The following is a 6,542-nucleotide window of genomic DNA, read 5'->3' on the forward strand; positions in this document are numbered from 1 at the left end:
TACCCTAGGTGAACATGAAGATCGCTTTCGTAGGGAAGGGCGGCAGCGGAAAGACCACGCTGTCCTCGCTCTTCATCCGCCATCTTGCCGCCAATGAGGCCCACGTCGTCGCGGTGGACGCCGACATCAACCAGCATCTCGGGGCCGCACTCGGCCTCGACGAGGAGGAGGCTGCGGCGCTGCCCGCCATGGGAGCGCAGCTGCCTCTGATCAAGGAGTATCTGCGCGGCAGTAATCCTCGCATCGCCTCGGTCGAGACAATGATCAAGACGACGCCGCCCGGCGAGGGCTCGCGACTGCTCCGCGTCCGCGAGGACAACCCGATCTATGACGCATGCGCCCGCACGGTCGGGCTGGACGACGGAGACATCCGGCTGATGGCGACCGGGCCGTTCACCGAGTCGGACCTGGGGGTGGCCTGCTACCACTCAAAGGTCGGCGCGGTCGAGCTCTGCCTCAACCATCTGGTCGACGGCCCCGAGGAGTACGTCGTGGTCGACATGACCGCCGGCTCCGACTCGTTCGCCTCGGGAATGTTCACCCGCTTCGACATGACGTTCCTGGTCGCGGAGCCGACCCGAAAGGGAGTCTCGGTCTACCGTCAGTACAAGGAGTACGCGCGGGACTTCGGGGTCGCGCTGAAGGTCGTCGGCAACAAGGTGCAGGGACAGGACGACCTGGAGTTCCTGCGCGCAGAGGTCGGCGACGACCTGCTGGTCACCGTCGGCCACTCCGACTGGGTACGGGCCATGGAGAAGGGCCGCCCCGCCCGCTTCGAGTTGCTTGAAGCGGACAATCGGATGGCCCTGCAGGCCCTGCAGAACGCCGCGGAGGACTCGTACGGACAGCGCGACTGGGAGCGCTACACGCGGCAGATGGTGCACTTCCATCTGAAGAACGCGGAGAGCTGGGGCAACGAGAAGACCGGGGCCGACCTGGCCGCCCAGGTGGACCCCGCCTTCACGCTCGACGAGCACTGCCCCCAGGCCGGGGCGGCCCAGCCGGTCTGAGCGTGCGGTGCCCGGACCCGTACCCGGTCCGGGCACCATGCCGTGGCTGACCAGTGCCGGTCGCCCCCGTCGGGACCGCACCCGGCCTGGGCGCAGCGCTCGGACGCGGACTCCGTTCCGGCCGGCCCGGAAACGGATCCGGCCGGGGCTGTCGTACCGGCCGCCGGGATCCGTGGCGCGGCAGCCGGGCCGGGCCGCGTCGTCACTTGTCGTCGGCGGCCCTGCCGGCCGAACCAGCAGGCACCTTCGCAGCAGCCTTGTCCGGCTCCTCGTGCTTGCCCTTGTTCTGACCCTTGCCTGGGCTCGCTGCCGCACCGAGGAAGTCCGTCCACTTCTGCTTGGGCGCCTCGCCGACCTTCAGCGTGCCGAGCTTCGCGAGCGCCGCCGGGTCCTGTGCGTCCAGCCAGTCGGCCAGCTGCTTGAAGGACACACAGCGCACGCCTTCCTTGGTGCAGACGGTCTTGATGGTCTCCTCGATGGCACGCATGTACGTGCCGCCGTTCCAGGACTCGAAGTGGTTGCCGATGATCAGCGGGGCACGGTTTCCGTCGTAGGAGCGGTCGAAGGCCTGGAGCAGGCCGTCCCGCATCTGATTGCCCCAGTACTCGTGCTGATCCGGATCGCCCTGCGTCGTACCGGACTGGTTGAACATGAAGTTGTAGTCCATCGAGAGCGTCTCGAATTCGCGGCCCGGCACCGGGACGAGCTGCATCGAGAGGTCCCACATGCCGCTCTTCTTCTTCGGCCAGACCTGGTCGTTGACACCGCTGGAGTCGTAGCGGAAGCCCATCGAGCGCGCTGCCGCCACCATGTTCTTCTGCCCTTCCAGGCAGGGGGTGCGGCCTCCGATGAGTTCCTTGTCGTAATCGAAGGGGAGCGGCTTCACACCCTTGAGCTCAGGGTCGTTCGACTTCCAGCCCTTCACGAAGGACTTCGCCTGGCTGATCTCGCTCTTCCACTCATCGACGGACCAGGTGCCGACGCCACCGTCCTTGCCGCAGAAGTGGCCGTTGAAGTGGGTGCCGATCTCGTTGCCGTCCAGCCAGGCGCCGCGCACCTGGGTGAGGGTGTCCCGGATTCCCTTGGTGTCGTTGAAGCCGATGTCGGAGCTGCCCGCGTTGTGCTTGGGCGGGTCGTAGAGCTTCCGCTTCGCCTCCGGGAGGAGGTACACGCCACTGAGGAAGTACGACATTTGCGCGTTGTACTTCTTGCCCACCTCACGGAAGTGAGAGAAGAGCTGCTGGCTGTCCTCACCTGCGCCGTCCCAGGAGAACACCACGAACTGCGGCGGTTTCTGACCGGGGGCCAGCCGCTCCACAGCGGGCTGCTTCGGCTGGGCGCCCGTGAAGGCCGTCGAACCGTCACCGATGAGCCGGAACGCACTCTTGGGAGCCTCCCCCGCGGCCTTCTTCTTGGCCCCGGCAGCGCCGTTCGCGACATCGGGGCCGGAAGCCCCGGCACCAGAGTTGCCCCCGGAACAGCCGGCCACTCCCGCGACCAGCGCAACAGCCATGACGCCCAAGGCGATCCTCTTCGCGGCGGCCATCATCCGCCCACCCTCTTCCTTGCAGGTTCGATTGCGCCGAAGTGCCGACACGGCGCGGTCAAACTCGCATGCACTGCACATAGATCGGCGCGACAGGCCGGATGAAAAGCTGCCTATTCACCGGAATGGGTGATTAGATAGGCTGTTTGCTCTCAATTATGGACACGGATCTTTACTCTCCATTACGATCTATTTACCGAGAGTTGAGATATCCCGCCGCTGCACGCCGTGACCCACGGCCGCGTCCCACATTCCGCGACCGCGCTGCCCCGGAGGAGACGGGAACCATGTCTGCCTGCGTCCCCACTCGTCATGACCACTCATCCCGCAGTTCGCGACCTTCCCGTTCATCGGGGGTCAAGCGACCTCACAGCCCGCCACCGCCACATCGTGGCGGACGATTCCGCATCGCGGGCGCCGACCTGTCCGCATCGATCACTGTCTTCCTTCTCGCTATCCCCATGTCGCTCGGCCTCGCCGTCGCCATGGATGCACCGCTGGAAGCCGGCCTCATCTCCGCCGCCGTCGGCGGCATCGTCGCCGGCCTGCTCGGCGGTACCCCGCTCCAGGTATCCGGCCCGTCCGCGGGGCTGACCGTCGTGACCGCCGAGACGATCCAGATCTACGGCTGGCGCACCACCTGCGCGATCACCATCGGCGCAGGTCTGCTGCAGATCCTGCTGGGCATGGTGCGAGCCGCTCGCAGCGCACTCGCCGTCAGCCCCGCCATCGTGCATGGCACGCTCGCCGGTATCGGCGTTGCCATCGCGCTCGCTCAGCTGCATATCGTGCTAGGTGGTTCACCCGAGAGCTCTGCTGTCGCCAACGTCCTCACATTGCCGGACCAGTTGGAGAGGGTTGGACCGGCGGCGCCCCTGATCGGCGGTCTCACCATAGTGATTCTGGTGCTGTGGCCCCGGATTCCAGGACGGACCGGCCGGGCCATGCGTCGGGTTCCGGCGGCCCTGGTCTCCGTGGCCGTCGCCACCGCTGCGGCAGCTTTCGCAGCGCCGTCGATCGCACGGGTCGACCTGCCGTCCTGGCGCTCGCACGCCCTGCCCGAAATGCCGCACGGCCCCGTATTCGGCCTCGCCACAGCCGTGTTCACCATGATGCTGGTGGCAAGTCTGGAGTCCCTGCTCGCCGCCGTCGCCGTCGACAAGCTGGCCGCCGACCGGGCAGCCGACAGGGTCGGCGAGCGACCGTCCGGTCCGGCCGTCGAGGCTGACGGCGATCAACCGTCCGAGCGCGCAACCAATCTCTGCGAACCCGAACCCGGTCACGGCCGCGCACCCGACCCCGGCTCCGGCCCGCCTCCGGTCAAACGCTCCGACCTCGACCGGGAGTTGCGCGCACAGGGCGTCGCCAACGCCGTCTCAGGCCTGCTCGGCGGGCTGGCGGTCTCCGGTGGCGCGGTACGCAGTTCGGCTAATGTGCGGGCCGGGGCGACCAGCCGCGCCTCCACCGTGCTGCACGGCGTCTGGGTACTGCTCGCCACAGGCCTGCTGGTCACCGCACTGGAGTGGATCCCGCTGGCCGCCCTCGGCGCGCTCGTGATGGTGGTCGGCATCCAGATGGTGAACTTCGCGCACATCCGGAACGTGCACAGGCACCGGGAATTCCTGGTGTACGGCGCGACGATCTCCGGGGTGCTGCTCTTCGGCGTCCTGAAGGGCGTGGCCATCGGGATCGCGGTGGCGGTGGCCGTCGCCCTGCATCGGCTCGCACGCACCGGAATCACCGTGACGAAGCAGAGCGGGCAACATCTGGTCGTGGTGCGCGGGCAGTTGACGTTCCTGGCAGTGCCGAGACTTAACCGGATACTGGGCCAGCTGCCGCTGGACGCGGATGTGGTCGTCGAGCTGGACGGCTTCTTCATCGATCACGCGGCGTACGAGATGATCCAGGACTGGAGCAACGCCCACGCCGCCCACGGTGGCACGGTCGTCTTCACCGGCAGGTCCGGCGGCCGCATCGGCGAGCCCAGCTCGGCAGCACACTCCTGCTGCCGCCCCTGGACACCCTGGCGCAACCACCATTGCCACGACCGGCCCGAGCACGCGCCCGTCACCGGTGCCGGCCCGCAACATCCCGGCACCGACCCCACCACTGAGGCCGTCAATCCCGGCGGAACGAGTGGGACAAGAAGGACCAACGGGACCACTGCGCCCACTGCGACCGCGGGGGCGCCCGGAACAGCCGCACCCACCGACGCCATTGACCGCATCACCGTCTCCGGCGCGGGCACAGGCACCGCCGCAGCATCCGCCCCCGTACCCACAGGCACCCAGCAGGCCCTCAGACGCTCGACCGGCCACACACGGGATACCGACTACACACCGGATCACGCCGCAGCCCCGCCACGCCGGAGCGGTGGACATCGGCTGGTCAGCGGTCTCAGCTCCTTCCAGCGCAATACCGCACCCCTGGTGCGTGAGGAGCTGGCGCGGCTGGCCAGGGATGGCCAGCGCCCCTCACAGCTGTTCATCACCTGCGCGGACTCCCGCCTGGTGACGAGCATGATCACGGCAAGCGGTCCGGGCGACCTCTTCACCGTGAGGAACATCGGAAACCTGGTGCCACCGCCGGACTCCGAGGCGGGTGACGACTCGGTGGGTGCGGCGATCGAGTACGCGGTGGATGTGCTGGGGGTGGAGTCCATCACCGTCTGCGGGCACTCCGGCTGCGGCGCGATGAACGCACTGCTCGGCGCCGGCCCGGACACTCCGCAGACCCCTCTGTGGCGCTGGCTGCGATACGGGATGCCCAGCCTGAAGCGGATGGCCTCCAGACACCACGCGTGGGCCCGGATCTCCGGCCGGCTGCCCGCCGATGAGGTGGAGCAGCTCTGTCTCACCAATGTCGTCCAGCAGTTGGACCATCTGCGGGCCCATGGATCGGTGGCCCGACGCCTCGCGGAAGGCACGCTCCAGCTGCACGGCATGTACTTCCATGTGGCCGAGGCTCAGTCGTATCTGCTGACCGAGGGCATCGGTGCGGGCCACGGCATCGATGAGGTCTTCGACCGGATCGGCCCGTCCGTTCCCTATGCTCCGTACGATCCGACAGGTCCGCATGACCCGGCCGAGCTGGCGCGTACCGGCGCCTGAACCGGGTAGGCCTCGGGTCCGTGAGACCTTGTGGTCCCGCCTCCGCGGCGCCGTGCACCCCGTGCCACCGCACGGCACTCGTTGTTCTTCTCCACCCCGCCGCGGGGGACGGGACCGTGCCCCCATACACGAAACACAGGTCTAAACCAATTCCAGGCAGACACTTGTCACCCGGCCTTTGGCCTGATGAGCTATGCCCCGGGACACAACGGACACCCTGGGAATGGGAGATGTCGTGAGCAACGAAAGCCTGGCCAACCTGCTCAAAGAGGAGCGGCGGTTTGCACCGCCTGCCGATCTGGCCGCGAACGCCAACGTCACTGCCGAGGCGTACGAACAGGCCGATGCGGACAGGCTGGGCTTCTGGGCCGAGCAGGCCCGCCGCCTGACTTGGGCCTCGGAGCCGACCGAGACACTCGACTGGAGCAACCCGCCCTTCGCGAAGTGGTTCGCGGACGGCACGCTCAACGTCGCGTACAACTGCGTGGACCGCCACGTCGAAGCCGGCAACGGCGACCGCGTCGCCATCCACTTCGAGGGCGAGCCCGGCGACAGCCGTGCCATCACCTACGCGGAACTGAAGGACGAGGTCTCCCGCGCCGCCAACGCGCTGACCGAGCTCGGTGTCGGCAAGGGCGACCGGGTCGCCGTCTATCTGCCGATGATCCCCGAGGCCGCCATCGCGATGCTGGCCTGCGCCCGGATCGGCGCCGCCCACTCGGTGGTCTTCGGCGGCTTCTCCGCCGACGCCATCGCCACCCGCATCCAGGACGCGGACGCAAAGGTGGTCATCACCTCCGACGGCGGATACCGCCGCGGCAAGCCCTCCGCGCTCAAGCCCGCGGTCGACGACGCCGTCTCCCGTATCGAAAGCGT

The 6,542-nt window shown here is 68.0% G+C and carries 4 protein-coding genes; 3 read left to right on the forward strand and 1 reads right to left on the reverse strand.

The features are described from left to right. Positions 1-14: 14 nt before the first annotated feature. Positions 15-1,010 carry an ATP-binding protein gene (locus ACFVW8_RS27860; RefSeq protein ID WP_389694661.1) on the forward strand — a complete coding sequence of 332 codons (996 nt, stop codon included), beginning with the start codon at positions 15-17 and terminating at the stop codon, positions 1,008-1,010. Between the two features lie 202 nt (positions 1,011-1,212). Here the strand turns inward: ACFVW8_RS27860 and ACFVW8_RS27865 are convergent, their stop codons facing one another. Then, positions 1,213-2,559, reverse strand: coding sequence for a hypothetical protein (locus ACFVW8_RS27865; protein WP_389694663.1), 1,347 nt, complete (start codon positions 2,557-2,559; stop codon positions 1,213-1,215). 284 nt (positions 2,560-2,843) lie between these two features. Between ACFVW8_RS27865 and ACFVW8_RS27870 the strand changes: the two genes are divergently transcribed. After that, on the forward strand, positions 2,844-5,666 hold the full coding sequence (locus ACFVW8_RS27870; RefSeq protein ID WP_389694665.1) for a bifunctional SulP family inorganic anion transporter/carbonic anhydrase: 2,823 nt from the start codon (positions 2,844-2,846) through the stop codon (positions 5,664-5,666). A gap of 193 nt (positions 5,667-5,859) precedes the next feature. After that, positions 5,860-6,542: AMP-binding protein (locus ACFVW8_RS27875; protein WP_389694667.1), on the forward strand; the 683-nt coding region annotated here is incomplete at its 3' end.

Origin of the sequence: Streptomyces sp. NPDC058221, assembly GCF_042882365.1 — a bacterium.
GTDB lineage: Bacteria > Actinomycetota > Actinomycetes > Streptomycetales > Streptomycetaceae > Streptomyces.

Excerpts from the sequence above, each read along its gene's own strand:
- ACFVW8_RS27860 (WP_389694661.1), top strand. The coding sequence starts at position 15 with ATGAAGATCGCTTTCGTAGGGAAGGGCGGCAGCGGAAAGACCACGCTG.
- ACFVW8_RS27865 (WP_389694663.1), bottom strand. The coding sequence starts at position 2,559 with ATGATGGCCGCCGCGAAGAGGATCGCCTTGGGCGTCATGGCTGTTGCG.
- ACFVW8_RS27870 (WP_389694665.1), top strand. The coding sequence starts at position 2,844 with ATGTCTGCCTGCGTCCCCACTCGTCATGACCACTCATCCCGCAGTTCG.